Raw genomic sequence first — 17,177 nt, 5'->3', positions numbered from 1 at the left:
CGGAACCGGCGCATGGGAACGCGAATCGGCGGGGCCGCGGCAATTGTGGCAGCAGTCGCGCAGGTGCGGAAACAGACCGGGCGCAGATCGGGGATTGTTAACCAGGCGAAGCCGTTTCACGCCAGAACTTTGACAGAACCCCGGTTTTCATGTCTTTGTAGCGGCACAGACTTTCCTCTGCGACCTTCGGTGGGGACCGATGCAGAGGCGTGAACGCCAAGGACCGCGCCCGTATGACCTATCCCCACCGCCCCGCTTCCCAAGCTGCCAATCTTCGCCTCGATGCCCCGGTGGCACGGCCCTGGACGGTGACGCCGCAAGGCCACCCCGCCCGCATCATGCAGCCGAGCCGGCGCTATGAGGTGCTGTGGCAGGATCACAACGGCTCGCTGGCCGAGCTGACCAAGGTCGCCCCGGCGATGCCCGCCTTCGAGACGGCCTTTACCGCCTTCGCCCGCGGCGCCCTGATCGCCACCCCTTCAGGTGAAGTCGCGATCGAGGATCTGCTGCCCGGCACCCTGATCCAGACCCGTCTCGGGCCGCTGCCGGTGCGCTGGATCGGCCGGATCACCCTGCCGCCCGCCAATCTCAAGCAGGACGGCGGCCCGGACATCTTCCGGGTCAGCGCCGACGCCTTCGGGCCGCAGCGCCCGGCGCCGGACCTTGTCTTGTGCTCTGGCGCCCGGCTGGTCCACCGCGTCGCCCGGCTGGCGGCGCAGCGCACCGGGCCGGACCTGCTGGTCCCGATCGCCGATTTCGCCGACGGCGTCCATGTCACCCAGATCAACCCGATGTCCTCGGTCACCGCCTATCACCTGGCGCTGGACAGTCATTCGGTGATCGAGGTCAACCGCCTGGCGGTCGAGACCTATCACCCGGGCAGCCACCTGCCCGAGGGTCTGACGGGCGACCTGCTGCGCCTGTTCCTGTCCCTGTTTCCCCATCTGCGCGAGCCGTCGGACTTTGGTCCGTTGGCCCTGCCGCGGCTCGGCCTGGACGCGATCGACGACCTCGCCGCCACGGCCTAGGCCGACTTGGCCAGCCGGTCCTCGAGCACGTCGAAGGGCACGCCGGGCTCGTCCTTGGCGCATCGGATCACCAGCGAGGTCTTGACCGACACCACATTGGGCGCCGAGGTCAGTTCCTCGGTCAGGAAGCGCTGGAAGGTGGACAGATCCGGCGCCACGCATTTCAGGATGAAATCGACCTCGCCGTTCAGCATGTGGCATTCACGGACCAGAGGCCAGTCGGCGCATTTCTTTTCGAAGGCGCTCAGGTCGGCCTCGGCCTGGCTCTGCAACCCGACCATCGCGAAGACCTGTACCTCGAACCCCAGTTCGCGCGGATTGACGTCGGCGTGATAGCCCAGGATGTAGCCGGATTCCTCCAGCGTCCGCACCCGCCGCAGGCAGGGCGGTGCCGAAATCCCGACCCGGCTGGCCAATTCGACATTGGTCATCCGTCCGTCGCCCTGAAGTTCGGCAAGAATCTTCCGATCGATCGGGTCGAGTTTGCTGCCAGCCACCGGCATCTCCCAATTCCAGAGTTTTCCAACTATTACCGAAACGCCTGACGGGGCGCAATTCTGTTTCGCATCAGCGCAACAATATAACGCCGGCAATCAGTTTTCGTTCAGCGCGACATCCGCCCAGACCGGCAGGTGGTCCGACGCCAGGCGGCTCAACTGGGTCTCGACGACCCCGGCATCGCGCAGTTCCACCCCCTGGCCAAGCGCCAGGCGGTCGAGCGCCGCGACGGGACGCGAGGCGTGATAGGACCGACCCGGCGCATGGACCTCGAACAGGTCGTGCAGCGGCTCCAGCCCGCGATCCGTCGACCATTCGTTGAAATCGCCCAGGATCACCGTCTGCATCGGCGCCCGTCGTTCCAGCGCCGCCCGGATCGCGCGAAGCTGCTTCAGCCGGTAGCGCCGGATCAGCCCCAGGTGCACACCGACGACCCGGAGCGGCCCGGTCTCGGGCAGGGTCAATTCCGCCAGCACCGCGCCGCGCGGCTCCAGCCCCGGCAGGTGCAGACGGTCGGCGGAAAGCAGTTCGGCCCCCTTGCGCAGCAGCAGGGTCTGGCCATGCCAGCCGAGACTGGCCGGGCTCAGCGCCAGATCGACGGCCTCGAAATCGGTATTGTCCTCGATCATCCGCCGCGGCAGCGCCTCGGGCCGGTTGCCCAGCCGGTGATCGACCTCCTGCAAGGCCAGAACATCGGCCTCGACCGAATTGAGCACGTCGATCACCCGCCCGGGGTCGCGGCGGCGGTCGGTGCCCTGGCACTTGTGCAGGTTGTAGCTGGCAAGACGGATATCCATCACCTGAATATAAGCACGCGGGCCCCGGTTTGCAGGCCCCTGCGACGCCATGTCTTCACGGTCGGCCCGGGCTGCCTTGTCGGCATGGCCCGGCCGCCCTAGCTTGGTGTCATGGCCCGATTTCTGTCCCGACGCCCCCCGGTTGCCGTCCTCGTGATCTGGATTTCGCTGGCACTCGCCTTCACCGCAGCGCTGATCGAGGGCCGCTGGTCGCTGGCCTTCGTCGCAACGGCGACCTTCGTGCTGACCCTGCTGCCGATGGTCCTGATCCACTGGGCCGGAATCCGGATGCCGGTTTCGTTCACCGTCGGCATCGTCCTGTTCATCTATGCGACGATCTTCCTTGGCGAGGCCTTCGATTTCTACAACCGTTACTGGTGGTGGGACATCGCCCTGCACGGCGGCTCGGCCCTGGGCTTCGGCATGCTGGGCTTCCTCTTCATCTTCATGCTGTTCGAAGGCGACCGCTACGCCGCCCCCGCCTGGGCGCTGGCGCTGATCGCCTGCACCGTGGCGGTGACGATCGGGGTTCTGTGGGAGATATTCGAATTCCTGATGGACAGCTATGCCGGGACCAACATGCAGAAATCCGGCCTTCCCGACACGATGGGCGATCTGATCGTCGATCTGGCGGGCGGCGCCTTCGGCGGGCTGGTCGGCTATTTCTACCTTCTCGACCGCGATCTCGGCGGTCTGTCGGGGGGTATCCGCCAGTTCATCGCCGACAACGCCAGGCTGTTTCGCCGCCGCCGCTGAGCCACCGACCGGGGCGTCATGCCGCATATGCATGGCCGCTGGTCCGGGGTTCCACCGCATCCCATCCCCGACTATATCGGCAGCGTAACTGCAAAGGGGACTGGACATGGCCGAGACGCGGAACATCAAGGTGCTGATCATCGGTTCGGGCCCGGCGGGCTATACCGCCGCCGTCTATGCCGCCCGCGCGATGCTGGAGCCGGTTCTGGTCCAGGGCATCCAGCCCGGCGGTCAGTTGACGATCACGACCGAAGTCGAGAACTGGCCCGGCGATACCGAGGTGCAGGGCCCCGACCTGATGGTCCGGATGGAGTCCCATGCGAAGGCGATGGGCGCCGAGGTGGTCTCGGACATCATCACCTCGCTCGACCTGTCGAAACGGCCCTTCGTGGCAACCGGGGACTCGGGCACCACCTATGTGGCCGAGGCGGTGATCCTGGCCACCGGGGCGCAGGCGAAATGGCTGGGCCTGCCGTCCGAGGAGAGGTTCAAGGGCTTCGGCGTCTCGGCCTGTGCGACCTGCGACGGATTCTTCTATCGCGGCAAGGAAGTCGTCGTGGTCGGCGGCGGCAATACCGCTGTCGAGGAAGCGCTGTTCCTGACCAATTTCGCCTCGAAAGTCACCATCGTGCATCGGCGCGACAGTTTCCGGGCCGAGAAGATTCTGCAGAACCGGCTCTTCAAGAACCCCAAGGTCGAGGTTCTGTGGAACCATACGGTGGAAGAGGTCGTCGGCAGCAGCGAGCCGCCGAGCGTCGAGGGCGTGAAGGTCAAGAACGTCCAGACAGGAGAGGTCTCGACGCTGCCCTGCGCCGGCTTCTTCGTCGCCATCGGCCATGCCCCGGCCTCGGAACTGGTCAAGGACCAGCTCGAACTGCACAACGGCGGCTATGTGAAGGTCCGCCCCGGCAGCACCCATACCTCGGTCGAGGGGGTCTTTGCAGCCGGCGATCTGACCGATCACATCTACCGCCAGGCCGTGACCAGCGCCGGGATGGGCTGCATGGCCGCACTGGATGCCGAGCGGTGGCTGGCCGAACAAGAAGGTGACACGGCGGCCGAATAGCCGCCGCCCGACGCGCGGCCGCACCGGACCCGCAAAAAAGGATGCTGTCCCTGAAGAGCGCCCGGGACCCGGCGATCGGTCGCGGCGCTCCCGCCAGGGGCAGCATATATCCCCGGATCGGGGACCCCGCGCGAACCCGGTGCCCGCTGGCCCTCCGCCGCGACCTCGGCCGCGCCGGCTCTGTTTCCTTGCTTTTGCACGGATCGCTCGGTAAAGGCGCCCCGGGGGCCTTCCACCGCACGACAACCGAAAGCCGATCTTCCTATGACGATTTCCAATCTCGCTCCGATCCCGGAGCTATTTGTGTCTTACGACAGCGCCCAGAAGCTGAAGCACGAAGCCGCGCAGCTGCCATCCTGGGACCTGACGCCGCGGCAGATCTGCGATCTGGAACTGCTGATGAACGGCGGGTTCAACCCGCTCAAGGGCTTCCTCGGCGAGGCCGACTACAACTCGGTCGTCAAGGACATGCGGCTGGCCGACGGGTCGCTCTGGCCGATGCCGGTGACGCTCGATGTCAGCCAGGACTTTGCCGACGGGATCGAGCCCGGCCAGGACATCGCGCTGCGCGATGCCGAAGGCGTCATCCTGGCGATCATGTCGGTCACCGACCGCTGGACCCCCGACAAGTCGGCCGAGGCCAAGGATGTTTTCGGCGCCGACGACATCGCGCATCCCGCCGTCGCCTATCTGCACCGCCAGGCCGGCCCGGTCTATCTGGGCGGCCCGATCACCGGGATCCAGCCGCCGGTGCATTACGATTTCCGCGGTCGCCGCGACACGCCGAACGAACTCCGCGCCCTGTTCCGCAAGCTCGGCTGGCGCCGGGTGGTGGCCTTCCAGACCCGCAACCCCCTGCACCGCGCGCATCAGGAACTGACCTTCCGCGCCGCCAAGGAGGCCCAGGCCAACCTGCTGATCCATCCCGTCGTGGGCATGACCAAGCCGGGCGATGTCGACCATTTCACGCGGGTCCGGTGCTACGAGGCGGTGCTCGACAAATATCCGGCCTCGACCACCCATCTCAGCCTGCTGAACCTGGCGATGCGGATGGGCGGCCCGCGTGAGGCACTCTGGCACGCCTTGATCCGCAAGAACCATGGCCTGACCCATTTCATCGTCGGCCGCGACCATGCCGGCCCGGGCAAGAACAGCCAGGGCAAGGACTTTTACGGCCCCTACGATTCACAGGAACTGGTCCGCAAGCACGAGGACGAGATCGGCATCACCCTCGTCGATTTCAAACACATGGTCTATGTGCAGGAGCGCGCCCAGTACTTCCCGATCGACGAAGTGCCCGAGAATACCACGGTGCTGAACATCTCGGGCACCGAGCTGCGCCGCCGCCTGCGCGAAGGGCTGGAGATCCCCGAGTGGTTCTCCTTCCCCGAAGTGGTCAGGGAACTGCGCCGCACCTCGCCGCCGCGCGCCCAGCAGGGTTTCACCGTCTTCTTCACCGGCCTGTCGGGCTCCGGCAAATCGACCATCGCCAATGCGTTGATGGTCAAGCTGATGGAGATGGGCGGCCGCCCGACGACGCTTCTGGATGGCGACGTGGTCCGCAAGCATCTGTCGAGCGAGCTGGGTTTTTCCAAGGAGCACCGCGACATCAACATCCGCCGGATCGGCTATGTCGCCTCCGAGATCACCAAGAACGGCGGCATCGCGATCTGCGCCCCGATCGCGCCCTATTCCGCGACCCGGGCCGCGGTGCGCGAGATGGTCGAAACCTATGGCGCCTTTGTCGAGGTTCATGTCGCGACCTCGCTGGAGGAATGCGAACGGCGCGACCGCAAGGGGCTCTACAAGCTGGCGCGGGAAGGCAAGATCAAGGAATTCACCGGGATTTCCGACCCTTACGAAGAGCCTGAAAATCCCGAACTGCGGGTCGATACCGAAGGTCTGGATGTCGACAACTGCGCCCATCAGGTGATCCTGAAGCTCGAGAGCCTGGGCCTGATCGCCGCCAACTAGGCGGCCCGCACCGCAACGCACCAAAGGCCCCGGCCATGTGCCGGGGCTATTCCGGCCCGGAAAGACGGGGAAAGCGACGGAACCCGCCGGCATCACGGCGGGCGGTGGTCCAACTACGGGTCAGAGACGGACCGGGTCCGCGCGGCGCGATCGGATTCAGTTCAGGATCTGGCTCGTCATCAGCTCATGGGTCGGCGCGGCCAGGGCCTGGGCGAAGGACTCCGGCATTCCGCCGCTCTCGACGATCACCATCATGACCGGCACGGCGCCGACAATGGTCATCGCGGCAGCGGCACGTCCCAGTCGGCGATAGGCCAGCGCGGCCTCTCCGGGTCCGGCCAGCCGCCGCGCGGCAAAGCACAGCACCAGCAGCAACGGACCCAGCACCAGCAGTTTCGGGGCGAGAACGAAGAGGATCGGCATGGCGCAGTCTCCCTTAGACTGCGACCTTGCTAGGCGCGATTCCTGTCAGCTTTGGGGCGGTTTTCGGACCCCGCCGCGCCCTTTGCATGAAACGCTCCCGCAGGCCACCGGGTTCCGCGGGAGCCAATTCCCCTGTCCGGGCCTTCAGCCCGGGCGCTTCATCCGCTGCATCAGGTTGTCCTTCAGCACCAGCTGGTGAAACAGCGCCGCCGCCGTATGCAGCGCCACCAGGATCCAGCCGATCGTGAACAGGATCTCATGCGTTCCGGCAGCCTGCTTGACCCCGACGAACCAGGCCATGGCGCCGCTGAACGGGATTGCCAGCAGAACCGAATAAAGCGCCCAATGCGCCCAGCGTGCCAGCAGTTCCAGCAACTTCGAACCGCCTTCCGGCGCCGCCGGAGCGCCGCGGGTCAACCGCACCGCCAGCCGCAGCACCGTCAGTGCCAGGATCGATATCCCGACCCAGACGTGCAGCATGGTCCCGGTGGTCACCGTCATCTCGGTGCCGCGCGACAGTGCACGCCAAGACGCCTTCATGCCCTCATGGCTGAAGAAACTGACGAGAAGCAGCGCCGCAGTCAGCCAGTGCAGGACGATCTGCAGGCGGCTGTAACCTTGTGGAGTCATGGAACCGTTCCTTGAATTGACCGCGCGTTTCTAGATCAGAACGCGGCTGCGGCACAATTCCGTCGCGTCGCCTGCGGCGATGCGGCGCGGAGCCGGTCCGCAGGATCAGTGCACGTTGACCGGCGCCAGGTCGTTCTGCCGCGCCAGCACGAAGGCCAGCTTGCGGTCGCGCACCAGCGCCAGGCGCTCGCCATCCTCCGAGTGAACGGCATAGATGGTGCCCAGGTCGCCGACCTGCGCCCGCACCTCTTCCGGCAGGTCCGAAACGCTGACCGGCCGGACATAGACGATCCGCTCGGCGGTCTCGGGCTGGCCCATATGGGCAGCGAAATCGAATTTGTGGTCCATGTCTGCCTCCTATTTCCGGTTGATCTTGACGGTCTTGACGATGCTCTCCGGCGGCGTGCGATTCAGATCGACGTGCAACAGCCCGTTCTCCATCGCGGCCCCCGCCACTTCGACGCCATCGGCCAGGACGAATGCCTTCTGGAACTGCCGCGCCGCAATGCCGCGATGCAGGAAGATGCGCTCATCCTCCACATCGGTCTGGCGGCCGCGGATGATCAGCTGCCGGTCCTCGACCGTCACCGAAAGATCGTCCTCGGCAAAGCCGGCCACCGCCAGGGTGATCCGATAGGCATTGTCGCCGGATTGCTCGATGTTGAAGGGCGGATAACCGGTAAGGTCGGATTTCGACGTGCGTTCGACCAGGCGTTCCAGTTGCTCGAAGCCGAGCATGTAGGGATGGGATCCCAATGTCAGTTTGGTCACGATCAGCGGTCCTTTTGCAGCAAAGCGACACGAGGGGTGCCTCCGGCCCCGCATTCGGCAGCCGCAGACAGGGAAAATATGGGGGCTGTCCTTGCGCAGCGCAAGGGTCCGGGCCAACAGAGCCGGGGCGCTTGGCGGATCGGCCCACGCAGTTTATCCTCCACCTCGGGCAGAACGGGGCACCGCATGAACTCCTCAGAAATGAATCACGAAGAGGTCTTGCGGGTGAAGCTCGGCGTTCTCAGCCGCCGACACCGCGATCTGGACGAGGCGATCCACGCGCTGGAACTCTCGGGCCGCGCCGACATGCTGACGATCCGGAGGCTGAAGAAGCAGAAACTGGCGCTGAAGGACGAGATCCGGCAGATCGAGGACGAGCTGACCCCGGATATCATCGCCTGAGCCGCCGGTCACCCGCCACCACAGCTTGTCCTTGCCCCCGCCGCGGCTATAGTGCGCGCTCCTTTTGTTGGCTTGGACGCGGCATGGCAGAGATCGAGATCGGCATCATCATGGGCAGCCAGTCCGACTGGCCGACCATGCAGCATGCGGCCAGGGTGCTGGACGAACTGGGCCTGGCCCATGAAACCCGGATCGTCTCGGCGCATCGCACCCCGGACCGGCTCTGGGAATATGGCCGAACCGCCCTGGAGCGCGGCCTGAAGGCGATCATCGCCGGGGCCGGCGGGGCGGCGCATCTGCCCGGCATGATGGCGTCGAAAACCATCGTCCCGGTGATCGGCGTGCCGATCCAGACCCGCGCCCTGGGCGGGCTCGACAGTCTCTATTCCATCGTCCAGATGCCGCGCGGCTTTCCGGTGGCGACCATGGCGATCGGAGAAGCCGGGGCGCTGAACGCCGGGCTGATGGCGGCGGGAATCCTCGCCACCTCCGATCCCGCGCTGGCGCAGCGCCTGGCCGACTGGCGCGCCGCGCTCTCGGCCACGATCCCGGATGCACCGACGGATGGCTGACCGCGGCCCGGATACCCGGCCCGCGCCGCCCGCCCTCTCGCCGCTGCCCGCCAATGCGACCATCGGCATTCTCGGCGGCGGCCAGCTCGGCCGGATGCTTTCGGTTGCCGCCGCGCGGCTCGGCTACCGCTGCCACATCTACGACCCCGGCGCCGCGCCGCCCGCCGGCGATGTCGCCCATGCGGTGACCACCGCCCCGTGGCAGGACACCACGGCCCTCGCCGACTTTGCCGGCGCCGTCGATGTGGTGACCTACGAGTTCGAGAACGTGCCCACCGAAGCCCTCGACCGGATCGAGGCGCTGGTGCCGATCCGCCCGAACCGCGAGGCGCTGCGGCTGTCGCAGGACCGCCTCACCGAGAAGGATTTCCTCGCCGGTCTCGGCCTCGCCACCGCGCCCTATGCCGATGTGCCCGACCAGGCGGCGCTGACCGCCGCGCTCGACCGGATCGGCACCCCGGCGATCCTCAAGACCCGGCGCCTGGGCTATGACGGCAAGGGCCAGATCCGCCTGACCCCCGAGACCGACCCCGCCGCCGCCATGGCCGCCCTGAACGGCGCCCCGGCGATCCTGGAAGGCTTCGTCGATTTCGAGCGCGAGGTCTCGGTCATCGCCTCCCGCGGTCTCGACGGCGCGGTTGCCGCCTTCGATCCGGGCGAGAACATCCACCGCGACGGCATCCTGCACAGCACCACGGTCCCGGCCCGGCTCGGCGCGGCGCAGACCACCGACGCGGTGCTGCTCGCCGCCCGGATTCTGAACGCACTGGACTATGTCGGCGTCCTGGGGGTCGAGCTCTTCGTCACCGCCGGCGGGCTGATCGTCAACGAGATCGCGCCGCGGGTCCACAACTCGGGCCACTGGACCCAGAACGGCTGCGCGGTCGACCAGTTCGAACAGCATATCCGCGCCGTCGCCGGCTGGCCGCTCGGCGACGGTCAGAGGCACAGCGACGTGGTGATGGAGAACCTGATCGGCGACGACATCACCCGGGTCGCCCGGATCGCCGCCGAACCCGGCGCTGCACTGCATCTCTACGGCAAGGCCGAGGCGCGACCGGGCCGCAAGATGGGCCATGTCAACCGGGTCAAGCCGCGCGGCTGACGGCGCCCGGCTTCATCTTGAAAATATCCCCGCCGGAGGCTCCGACGCCGGGCCCCTTCTCCCCGGCCCGCTGCCCGGCGATCATTCCGAAAGGGCTTCTGCGGCGGCAGCCGCAGGCCGCCGGACCCGGCGCTCAGGCGCCGTGCACCTGACCCCAACGTTCGATCAGCGCCTGCTGCAGATGCTTGGCGCGTGCGTTCCATGCCCGGGCGCCCGGCGGCCGCTCCTGCTCCTCGTCGTGCAGCGATGCCCGCCGCTTCAGGTCGCCGGTGAGGATCGCGAAACTCAGCACCCTTCCACCCGGCAGGCCGGCATAGCCGGCCAGGCAGGAAACGAAGTTCAAGGTGCCGGTCTTGGCCTGGACGGCAATCGGGTGGTTGGCGATCGGCCGGCCCTTGGCGTCGCGCATCGGGATGTCCTTGAGGATCGGCCTCAGCGGCCCCGCCGGCCCGGCGGCCGTCAGCACCGAAACCATGTCCTCGACCGTCACCCGCGACGCCCCGCCCAGGCCCGAGTGATCGACCAGCCGCGCCCCGGCGGCGCCATAGCTGGCGCCCAGCCAGGAATCCATTTCCGAAGCCGAGGCGCGCAGGCTGGGCTGACCCGAGGCCGACAGGCCCAGCACCTCGGCGGTCATGTTGGTCGAGTATTTCAGCATGCCGCGGGCGATGCTGCGCAGATCGTCACTCTGCCGTTCCGCCAGCACCGCACCCGCCGGCGCCCGCGCCGCCGCAGCCAGCCCGCCGGCGATCGAGATCCCCTCGGCCCCGGCCAGGACCCGCAGCACCTCGGCGGCATAGCGATCGGGATGGCGCACCGGCAGCCATCGCCCGCCGCCCTTGCCCAGTGCCGGCTTTGCCACGGTCCAGATTTCGGCGTCGCGCCCGTCCTTGAAGGTGTAGAGCGGCGACCGCCGGTTCGCGACCTTCATCCGGCTGGTCGAGATCAAGGGGCGGCGCTTGTCCGATCTGGCGTCCATGCTGACGGCATAGCCGTTGCCCTTCTTCTTCCACTCGAAATAGACCCGGTTGAAATTCAGGTTCAGCCCCGAGATCGCCGGGTTGTAGCCCAGATGGTCGGGCTGGCCGGGGGTGATCTCGTGCTGATAGGGCAAGGCGCCGCCCCAATAGCGCAGCCGCCCCGTCACCTCGGTGATGCCCTTGGCGCGCAGGGCGCGGGCCATGCCTGCCAGCGCCTCGGTGTCCAATGTCGGATCACCGCCGCCGACCAGAACAAGGTCTCCGTCCAGCCGGCTGCCCGACAGCTTGCCGTCGGCCACCAGCCGGGTCCGGAACCGGTAGCCCTGACCCAGCCGGTCGAAGGCGAACAGCGTGGTGAAGGTCTTGGCGGTCGAGGCCGGGGCCATCGGCTCGCGCACGTTGCGCCCCTCCAGCAGCTTGCCGGTCCGGGCATCGGCCACCAGATAGCTGACCTTGCCGCCCAGCTTGGCCTCGGCGATCAGCGCCTCGGCATCCGGCGCGGTCTGGGCGCGGCCATGCAGGGGCCGTGCCGGAGGCCGGAGCGAGCGCTCCGGTGCGTTGGCGCAGGCGCCGGTGGCGGCGGTGGCCAGCAGGCTGCCGATCAGAAGGCGGCGGGAAACGCGATAGCTCATGACGCGGAGTAAACCGCCCGGGGCGCGGCGGCGCAAGGCCCGAGGCCGGGAGAATCCGTCCCACCTTCGTGCCAATCGGCGACGGGCATGGCCTATCTCTTCCAGTCGCCCCTGGCCCGGATCGCGGTCGACGAGGCATCGGTCATCGGCACATTGATCAGGCACCAGGCCGGCGGCGCGGACAGGGCCAGAATCTCGGCCGCCGGCTCCCGGCGCCGGGCCGGTCGGAACCGGGCGGCAGCGGGCGACATCCGCGCCGCCAGCCGCCCGTCGGGCCGGGCGATGACCCCCACCGGGATATGCCTCATGATCCAGTCCCAGCGATCCCAGCGGTGGAACTGGGCCAGGTTGTCGGCCCCCATCAGCCAGATGAAACGGGTCTGCGGATAGAGCCGGAACAGTTGCTCCAGCGTCGCCGCCGTGTAGCGGGTGCCCAGCCGGGTTTCGACATCGGTCACGGTGATCCTCGGGTCACGCGCCACCGCACGAGCCGCCGCCAGCCTCCGGTCCAGCGCCGCGGGCCCCTCCGGCTTCAACGGGTTGCCGGGCGATACCAGCCACCAGATCCGGTCCAGCCGGAACCGTTTCAACGCCTCGCGGCTGATGTGGAGATGGCCGTGATGGGCCGGATCGAACGATCCGCCCAGCAGGCCGATCAACTCGCCCGGGCGCGCTTTCGGCAGGTGGTGACGAAAGATCATGGCCTCGGGGTCCTCGCTGACGGCAACCCATGTCGCCCGGGCAGGGGCCGCGCGTCAAGCGGTCGCCTGGCTTTTCCCGTTCTGCCGTGGCCGCGCCGGACCCTCGGGAGTTGACTTGGCCCGGACCCAACGGCAAGTTTGCGAGACGTTTTTATCACCTTGTACTTTGGAGCCCAACCATGTTTGCCCGCGCCGTTCTTGCCGCCAGCCTCGGGCTGGGTCTTCTGTCCTCGGCCCTGCATGCCGATCCGATGTCCGATGCGCTCGAGATGATCGAGGAATGCCGCGCCAAGGCCTGTTCCTCGCTTTCGCTGGGCCGGGTCAAGGACCTTGCCACGCTGCCGCCCGAGACGCTGACCCTCACCTCGGTGCAGAACCTCAACCTCGGCCGCAGCGCGATCACCGACATTTCGGCGCTGCGCAAGATGCCCTGGCTGCGCAGCCTCGACCTGAGCAAGATGGAACTGGCAGACCTGTCGCCCGTGACCGATCTGAAGGCGCTGGAACGGCTGGTGCTGTATGACACCCCGATCACCGACATCTCAGCACTGGCCGGGATGACATGGCTGCGGGACCTGGACCTTTCGTCCAGCAGCGTTGCTGACCTGGGACCGGTGGCAGGGATGACCGGGCTGCAGAGGCTGTCGCTGCAACGGATGGATGTCGACGGGCTCAGCCTGGCCCCCGTGTCCGGGCTTGGCGGGCTGCGGGTGCTGTGGCTTGCCGGCAGCGATTTCAGCGACCTGACCCCGCTCACCGGGCTCTTCGCCCTGCAGGAGCTGTCGCTCGTCGATACCGATGTCACCGATCTGCTGCCGCTGGCCGGACTGCGCGGGCTGACCGATCTGGACCTGGCGCGCACCGACGTCACCTCGCTCCGCCCGCTGGCCGGGCTGTCGGCCCTGCGCAAGCTCAGCCTGTCGCACAGCGAGGTCACCGATCTCTCGCCACTCACGGGGCTGACCGGGATGACCTGGCTGGAGTTGCAGGACTGCGAGATCACCGACCTGTCGCCGCTGGCCGGGATGACCGCCATGCAATCGCTCCGCCTCGACCGCAGCGAGGTAAGCGACCTGACGCCGGTCGCCGGCATGCTTGGGCTCGAGAACCTCTCCTTCGACCGGACCGCGGTGGCCGACCTGACGCCCCTGGCCGGATTCGCGGGGCTGGAAAACCTGTCGCTCGAAGAGACCAAGGTCACCGATCTCTCGGCGCTGGCCGGAATCGGCAACCTGCGGCAGCTGAGCATCGGCAATACCGCGATCAGCGACATCTCGGCCCTCGCCGGGCTGCCCTATCTGCGCAACCTGCAAGCCAATGGCGCACCGATCGCGGACATATCGGCGCTGGCCGGCAAGACCGAGTTGAGCCGGATCACCCTGAGCCGCAGCAAGGTCACCGATCTGACCCCGCTGATGGGGCTGGAAAAACTGAAGGATCTGACGCTGGAAGACGTGACCCTGGCCGACGAGGGCCAGATCGGCATGCTGGAAGCCAAGGGCGTCAAGGTTCGCCGCTGAACCCGCGCAGTCGCGGGCGGGGTTGCATCGGGCCGGATTATCTGACTTTAGTCAGGTACCATGCCGACTCCCGCCACCGACCCGCCTGATCCCATCGCAAGGATGCGCCGCTTCAACCGGGCGGTGACGGTCGAGGTCGGGGCGCTGGACAGTTCGTTTCTCGGCCGCGGCCGACCGCTGGGCGCCGCCCGGGTGCTGACCGCCATCGGCCCCGAGGGGCGCGACGTCGCCGCGATCCGCGAGACCCTGAAACTCGACAGCGGCCTGATGAGCCGCCTGCTGCGCGGGCTGGAAGCCGAAGGGCTGCTGACCGTCGCCCGCGACCCCGATGACGGCCGCCGCCGCATCGCAAGGCTGACCCCGGCAGGCGCCGCGGAAGTGGCGCAATACGACGCCCTCTCGAATGACCGCGCCGCTCGGTTGTTGGCCGCGCATCCCCGGCCCGAGGCGCTTCTGGCGGCGATGGACCTGATCGCCACCGCGCTTGGCCGTGACCGGATAGAGATCACCCATATCGACCCCGAAGCCCCGGCCGCCCGGCATTGCCTGCAGAACTATTACGCCGAGCTGGCGCAGCGCTTCGAGACCGGCTTTGATCCCGCCACAAGCCTCGACCCCGAGGCCGCGGCCCTGCGCCCGCCGCTGGGCCGGTTTCTGGTGGCGATGTCCGACGGGCTGCCGGTCGGCGCGGTGGCGCTCAAGGGCAACGGCACCGAGACCGGAGAGCTGAAACGCCTCTGGGTCGCCCCCGCCGCCCGTGGCCTGGGCCTGGCCCGCCGCCTGATGGCCGAGGCACAGGCCGCCGCGCGCGAACTGGGCATGACCCGGTTGCGGCTCGACACCAACCGGGCGCTGACCGAGGCGATTGCCCTCTATCGCCGCGACGGCTGGACCGAGATCCCCGCCTTCAACACCGAACCCTACGCCCATCACTGGTTCGAGAAATCGCTCTGACCGCCCGGCCCCGCAGACATTGCACCCCGCGCCCCTTCCGGCTATCTCACCTGCTGTCCCTATTGCCGGAGTTCACCCATGGCCGCCTATCAGTATGTCTATCACATGGACCAGGTCTCCAAGACCTACCCCGGTGGCAAGAAATGCTTTGAAAACATCCGCTTGAATTTCCTTCCCGGAGTCAAGATCGGGGTCGTCGGGGTCAACGGCTCGGGCAAGTCCACCCTGTTGCGGATCATGGCCGGTATCGACAAGGACTTCACCGGCGAGGCATGGCATGCCGAAGGCGTCCGGGTCGGCTACCTGCCGCAGGAACCGGAACTGGACCCGGCGCTGGACGTGCGCGGCAACGTGATGGAAGGCGTGGCGCAGAAGAAGGCCATCCTCGACCGCTACAACGAGCTGGCGATGAACTATTCGGACGAAACCGCCGAAGAGATGGCCAAGCTCCAGGACGAGATCGACGCGCAGAACCTCTGGGATCTCGACGCCCAGGTCGATGTGGCGCTGGAAGCCCTGCGTTGCCCGCCCGACGACGCGGCGGTGGATAGTCTCTCGGGCGGCGAGAAACGCCGGGTGGCGCTCTGCAAGCTGCTGCTCGAAGCCCCCGACATGCTGCTGCTCGACGAACCGACCAACCACCTCGACGCCGAGACCATCGCCTGGCTGCAGAACCACCTGATCGCCTACAAGGGCACGATCCTGATCGTCACCCACGACCGCTATTTCCTCGACGACATCACCGGCTGGATCCTGGAACTCGACCGCGGCCGCGGCATCCCCTACGAGGGCAACTATTCCTCCTGGCTGGAACAGAAGGCCAAGCGGCTGGAACAGGAACAGCGCGAGGACAAGAGCCGCTCCAAGACGCTGGAACGCGAGCTGGAATGGATTCGCCAGGGCGCCAAGGCCCGGCAGGCCAAGCAGAAGGCCCGGATCAGGGCCTACAACGACCTTGCCAGCCAGTCCGAACGCGACAAGATCAGCTATGCCCAGATCGTCATCCCGAACGGCCAGCGGCTCGGCTCCAAGGTGATCGAGGTCGAGGGCCTGAAAAAGGCCATGGGCGACAAGCTGTTGATCGAGAACCTGAGCTTCTCGCTGCCGCCGGGCGGCATCGTCGGGGTGATCGGCCCGAACGGCGCCGGCAAGTCCACCCTGTTCCGGATGCTGACCGGCCAGCTGGAACCCGACGAGGGCACGATCACCTATGGCGACACGGTGCAGCTGTCCTTCGTCGACCAGTCGCGGGACTCGCTGGACGCGTCGAAGACCGTCTGGGAGGAAATCTCGGGCGGCACCGACATCATCGCGCTCGGTGACGCCACGGTGAATTCCCGCGCCTATTGCTCCAGCTTCAACTTCAAGGGCTCGGACCAGCAGAAGAAGGTCGGGCTGCTCTCGGGCGGCGAGCGCAACCGGGTCCACATGGCCAAGCTGCTGAAGGCCGGCGGCAACGTCCTGCTGCTCGACGAACCGACCAACGATCTGGATGTCGAAACGCTGCGCGCCCTGGAAGACGCGCTGGTGGATTTCGCCGGCTGCGCCGTGGTGATCTCGCACGACCGCTTCTTCCTCGACCGGATCTGCACCCATATCCTGGCCTTCGAAGGCGACGCCCATGTCGAATGGTTCGAGGGCAACTTCGAGGATTACGAGGAAGACAAGAAGCGTCGCCTCGGCGCCGACGCGGTCGAACCGAAGCGGATGCGGTTCAAGAAGTTCGTGCGCTGAGGGCCCGGGTCGGACCCGATTCGGGCGAATTGTCTTTGGGCTTTGCCGATCCCGCGCTACCCTGCCTCCGTTCAGAGGAGGATGATCGGATGCCGGACAAGCCCAACCCGCTGCTGAAGGATGTCGAGAAGCTGAAGGGCAGGAAGGCCAAGGTCAAGCCGCTGCCCGAAGCGCCGTCCGGCACCCGTGGCGTCGCCCTGCCGAAGGACGTGAAGGAAATGCTCGAGACGCATTTCAAGACCAACCTGTCCAAGGTCCGGATCCATACTGGCGGCAATGCCGCCGATGTCGGCAAGAAACTGGGCGCCAAGGCCTTCACCGTGGGCAACGACGTCTTCTTCGGCAAGACCGGCGATGCCGGCGACAAGAAGCTCCTGGCCCATGAGCTGACCCATGTGATCCAGCAGGGCAACGGCAAGATCCCCCCGGCGCAGAAGGGCAAGGCCCTGACATCGAAATAGCGCCGGGCGGGTCCCTGGGCCGTTCGCCGGACCGCCCATCCGTCACCCCGCCGGGCCGTTCCGGCGCCACCCTGCCGGTCCGCCCCACCGGCGGCGGGCCGCCGCGCTACACCGAAAACAGTGGACAAACGGCGCCAAATCAGGCAAACACCCCTCTGCGACGTTACTCTATC

At 67.2% G+C, this 17,177-nt stretch carries 19 protein-coding genes; 11 read left to right on the top strand and 8 right to left on the bottom strand.

Features of this window, described 5'->3' with window-relative positions:
- The first annotated feature begins 233 nt into the window (after positions 1–233).
- Positions 234–1,028 (top strand): Hint domain-containing protein, encoded by a 795-nt coding sequence (locus tag NUW50_RS16225; RefSeq protein WP_258290208.1) that lies wholly within the window; start codon positions 234–236, stop codon positions 1,026–1,028.
- Here NUW50_RS16225 and NUW50_RS16220 read toward each other — a convergent pair.
- Both NUW50_RS16220 and NUW50_RS16215 read right to left on the bottom strand, forming a co-directional pair.
- Positions 1,025–1,525 (bottom strand): Lrp/AsnC family transcriptional regulator, encoded by a 501-nt coding sequence (locus NUW50_RS16220; protein WP_258290207.1) that lies wholly within the window; start codon positions 1,523–1,525, stop codon positions 1,025–1,027. The genes NUW50_RS16225 and NUW50_RS16220 overlap by 4 nt on opposite strands.
- A 96-nt stretch (positions 1,526–1,621) precedes the next feature.
- Positions 1,622–2,323 carry an endonuclease/exonuclease/phosphatase family protein gene (locus NUW50_RS16215; protein ID WP_258290206.1) on the bottom strand — a complete coding sequence of 234 codons (702 nt, stop codon included), beginning with the start codon at positions 2,321–2,323 and terminating at the stop codon, positions 1,622–1,624.
- 153 nt (positions 2,324–2,476) lie between these two features.
- Between NUW50_RS16215 and NUW50_RS16210 the strand changes: the two genes are divergently transcribed.
- From NUW50_RS16210 to NUW50_RS16200, 3 genes are all read left to right on the top strand, one after another.
- Entirely contained in the window at positions 2,477–3,079 is a 603-nt protein-coding gene (locus tag NUW50_RS16210; protein ID WP_258290205.1) for a hypothetical protein, read from the top strand.
- Between the two features lie 106 nt (positions 3,080–3,185).
- Complete coding sequence (trxB, locus tag NUW50_RS16205) at positions 3,186–4,145, top strand: thioredoxin-disulfide reductase (protein ID WP_258290204.1); 960 nt, start codon at positions 3,186–3,188, stop codon at positions 4,143–4,145.
- A 264-nt stretch (positions 4,146–4,409) separates the two neighbouring features.
- Positions 4,410–6,119 carry a bifunctional sulfate adenylyltransferase/adenylylsulfate kinase gene (locus NUW50_RS16200; RefSeq protein ID WP_258290203.1) on the top strand — a complete coding sequence of 570 codons (1,710 nt, stop codon included), beginning with the start codon at positions 4,410–4,412 and terminating at the stop codon, positions 6,117–6,119.
- Between the two features lie 156 nt (positions 6,120–6,275).
- On the opposite strand, the gene NUW50_RS16195 is transcribed toward NUW50_RS16200, so the two are convergent.
- The 4 genes from NUW50_RS16195 to NUW50_RS16180 form a co-directional block, all read right to left on the bottom strand.
- Positions 6,276–6,542, bottom strand: coding sequence for a hypothetical protein (locus NUW50_RS16195; protein ID WP_258290202.1), 267 nt, complete (start codon positions 6,540–6,542; stop codon positions 6,276–6,278).
- A gap of 144 nt (positions 6,543–6,686) precedes the next feature.
- The gene (locus tag NUW50_RS16190; RefSeq protein WP_258290201.1) at positions 6,687–7,172 is read right to left on the bottom strand and encodes a cytochrome b; all 486 of its coding nucleotides are present in this window, start codon (positions 7,170–7,172) and stop codon (positions 6,687–6,689) included.
- A 105-nt stretch (positions 7,173–7,277) separates the two neighbouring features.
- The gene (locus tag NUW50_RS16185; protein WP_258290200.1) at positions 7,278–7,520 is read right to left on the bottom strand and encodes a DUF1150 domain-containing protein; all 243 of its coding nucleotides are present in this window, start codon (positions 7,518–7,520) and stop codon (positions 7,278–7,280) included.
- A gap of 9 nt (positions 7,521–7,529) precedes the next feature.
- Positions 7,530–7,943 (bottom strand): Hsp20 family protein, encoded by a 414-nt coding sequence (locus NUW50_RS16180; RefSeq protein ID WP_258290199.1) that lies wholly within the window; start codon positions 7,941–7,943, stop codon positions 7,530–7,532.
- Between the two features lie 186 nt (positions 7,944–8,129).
- Here NUW50_RS16180 and NUW50_RS16175 point away from each other — a divergent pair, with 186 nt between their 5' ends.
- From NUW50_RS16175 to NUW50_RS16165, 3 genes are all read left to right on the top strand, one after another.
- Positions 8,130–8,345, top strand: a complete 216-nt coding sequence (locus tag NUW50_RS16175) for a YdcH family protein (protein ID WP_258290198.1) — start codon at positions 8,130–8,132, stop codon at positions 8,343–8,345.
- 83 nt (positions 8,346–8,428) lie between these two features.
- Entirely contained in the window at positions 8,429–8,917 is a 489-nt protein-coding gene (gene purE / locus NUW50_RS16170; protein WP_258290197.1) for a 5-(carboxyamino)imidazole ribonucleotide mutase, read from the top strand.
- Positions 8,910–10,022, top strand: a complete 1,113-nt coding sequence (locus NUW50_RS16165) for a 5-(carboxyamino)imidazole ribonucleotide synthase (protein WP_258290196.1) — start codon at positions 8,910–8,912, stop codon at positions 10,020–10,022. Before purE ends, NUW50_RS16165 begins: the two co-directional genes overlap by 8 nt.
- Before the next feature lie 133 nt (positions 10,023–10,155).
- Here NUW50_RS16165 and dacB read toward each other — a convergent pair whose 3' ends face one another.
- Positions 10,156–11,634, bottom strand: coding sequence for a D-alanyl-D-alanine carboxypeptidase/D-alanyl-D-alanine endopeptidase (gene dacB, locus NUW50_RS16160; protein WP_258290195.1), 1,479 nt, complete (start codon positions 11,632–11,634; stop codon positions 10,156–10,158).
- A gap of 92 nt (positions 11,635–11,726) precedes the next feature.
- Positions 11,727–12,335 (bottom strand): nicotinate-nucleotide adenylyltransferase, encoded by a 609-nt coding sequence (locus NUW50_RS16155; RefSeq protein WP_258290194.1) that lies wholly within the window; start codon positions 12,333–12,335, stop codon positions 11,727–11,729.
- A gap of 179 nt (positions 12,336–12,514) precedes the next feature.
- Between NUW50_RS16155 and NUW50_RS16150 the strand changes: the two genes are divergently transcribed.
- From NUW50_RS16150 to NUW50_RS16135, 4 genes are all read left to right on the top strand, one after another.
- On the top strand, positions 12,515–13,855 hold the full coding sequence (locus tag NUW50_RS16150; protein WP_258290193.1) for a leucine-rich repeat domain-containing protein: 1,341 nt from the start codon (positions 12,515–12,517) through the stop codon (positions 13,853–13,855).
- Positions 13,856–13,915: 60 nt separating this feature from the next.
- Entirely contained in the window at positions 13,916–14,809 is an 894-nt protein-coding gene (locus tag NUW50_RS16145) for a bifunctional helix-turn-helix transcriptional regulator/GNAT family N-acetyltransferase (RefSeq protein ID WP_258290192.1), read from the top strand.
- A 78-nt stretch (positions 14,810–14,887) separates the two neighbouring features.
- A complete protein-coding gene (ettA, locus tag NUW50_RS16140; RefSeq protein ID WP_258290191.1) occupies positions 14,888–16,543 on the top strand; it encodes an energy-dependent translational throttle protein EttA in 1,656 nt (551 codons plus the stop codon).
- Between the two features lie 89 nt (positions 16,544–16,632).
- The gene (locus NUW50_RS16135; RefSeq protein ID WP_258290190.1) at positions 16,633–17,004 is read left to right on the top strand and encodes an eCIS core domain-containing protein; all 372 of its coding nucleotides are present in this window, start codon (positions 16,633–16,635) and stop codon (positions 17,002–17,004) included.
- Positions 17,005–17,177 lie beyond the last annotated feature (173 nt).

It is taken from the genome of Frigidibacter sp. ROC022 (assembly GCF_024723735.1).
Lineage (GTDB): Bacteria > Pseudomonadota > Alphaproteobacteria > Rhodobacterales > Rhodobacteraceae > SLM-1.
The sequence above is the reverse complement of the archived record's forward strand: the minus strand, read 5'-3'. Positions and strand labels throughout refer to the sequence as shown.

Coding starts and splice junctions, on each gene's coding strand:
- NUW50_RS16225 (WP_258290208.1), top strand. CDS start 234: ATGACCTATCCCCACCGCCCCGCTTCCCAAGCTGCCAATCTTCGCCTC.
- NUW50_RS16215 (WP_258290206.1), bottom strand. CDS start 2,323: ATGGATATCCGTCTTGCCAGCTACAACCTGCACAAGTGCCAGGGCACC.
- trxB (WP_258290204.1), top strand. CDS start 3,186: ATGGCCGAGACGCGGAACATCAAGGTGCTGATCATCGGTTCGGGCCCG.
- NUW50_RS16200 (WP_258290203.1), top strand. CDS start 4,410: ATGACGATTTCCAATCTCGCTCCGATCCCGGAGCTATTTGTGTCTTAC.
- NUW50_RS16195 (WP_258290202.1), bottom strand. CDS start 6,542: ATGCCGATCCTCTTCGTTCTCGCCCCGAAACTGCTGGTGCTGGGTCCG.
- NUW50_RS16190 (WP_258290201.1), bottom strand. CDS start 7,172: ATGACTCCACAAGGTTACAGCCGCCTGCAGATCGTCCTGCACTGGCTG.
- NUW50_RS16185 (WP_258290200.1), bottom strand. CDS start 7,520: ATGGACCACAAATTCGATTTCGCTGCCCATATGGGCCAGCCCGAGACC.
- NUW50_RS16175 (WP_258290198.1), top strand. CDS start 8,130: ATGAACTCCTCAGAAATGAATCACGAAGAGGTCTTGCGGGTGAAGCTC.
- purE (WP_258290197.1), top strand. CDS start 8,429: ATGGCAGAGATCGAGATCGGCATCATCATGGGCAGCCAGTCCGACTGG.
- NUW50_RS16165 (WP_258290196.1), top strand. CDS start 8,910: ATGGCTGACCGCGGCCCGGATACCCGGCCCGCGCCGCCCGCCCTCTCG.
- dacB (WP_258290195.1), bottom strand. CDS start 11,634: ATGAGCTATCGCGTTTCCCGCCGCCTTCTGATCGGCAGCCTGCTGGCC.
- NUW50_RS16155 (WP_258290194.1), bottom strand. CDS start 12,335: ATGATCTTTCGTCACCACCTGCCGAAAGCGCGCCCGGGCGAGTTGATC.
- NUW50_RS16150 (WP_258290193.1), top strand. CDS start 12,515: ATGTTTGCCCGCGCCGTTCTTGCCGCCAGCCTCGGGCTGGGTCTTCTG.
- NUW50_RS16145 (WP_258290192.1), top strand. CDS start 13,916: ATGCCGACTCCCGCCACCGACCCGCCTGATCCCATCGCAAGGATGCGC.
- ettA (WP_258290191.1), top strand. CDS start 14,888: ATGGCCGCCTATCAGTATGTCTATCACATGGACCAGGTCTCCAAGACC.
- NUW50_RS16135 (WP_258290190.1), top strand. CDS start 16,633: ATGCCGGACAAGCCCAACCCGCTGCTGAAGGATGTCGAGAAGCTGAAG.